General features: G+C 77.0%; 1 protein-coding gene. It reads left to right on the forward strand.

What is annotated here, in order from left to right; all coding sequences use genetic code 11:
• Nucleotides 1–543, forward strand: a 543-nt coding sequence (locus GJV82_RS19680; RefSeq protein ID WP_225873511.1) for an Ig-like domain-containing protein, incomplete at both ends; no start/stop codon positions are given.

The raw sequence follows: 543 nt of genomic DNA on the forward strand, positions 1-543 counted from the left end.
CGCTGAGCGCGTCCGAGGTCGCCGCCCTCTACGCCGGGTCGCCGCCCGGCCCGGTCGCGCCCGTCGCGACCCCGGGGTCCCTCACGACCGTCGCCGGGGCCGTGGCGCAGGGCGTCCTCTCCGCCCAGGCGGCGGGGACCCCGACGTTCGAGGTGGTCCAGACGCCCGCGTCCGGCTCGGTCGCGGTGACGAACGCGTCGACGGGGGCGTTCACGTACACGCCCGCGGCCGGGTTCGTCGGACCGGACCCGTTCACGTTCCGGGTCCGCGCGGGCGGGGTCTGGTCCGCCCCCGCGACCGTCGACGTGCGGGTCCTCGCCGAGGCGGGCACGCGTGGGATCTGGGAGCTCGACGAGACGTCCGGCTCGACGGCGGCGGACCGCTCCGGGTGGACGCAGTCCGGGACGCTCTCGGGCGGGACGTCGCGCGTGGACGGGGTCGACGGGAAGGCCGTCCGCTTCGACGGCTTGACGGGGAAGATCACCGTCACGGACCGCGCCTCGCTGGACCTGGCGGGGACGATGACGGTGGCGGCGTGGTTGC

The organism is Cellulosimicrobium composti (genome assembly GCF_009711085.1).
Classification (GTDB): Bacteria; Actinomycetota; Actinomycetes; order Actinomycetales; family Cellulomonadaceae; genus Cellulosimicrobium; species Cellulosimicrobium composti.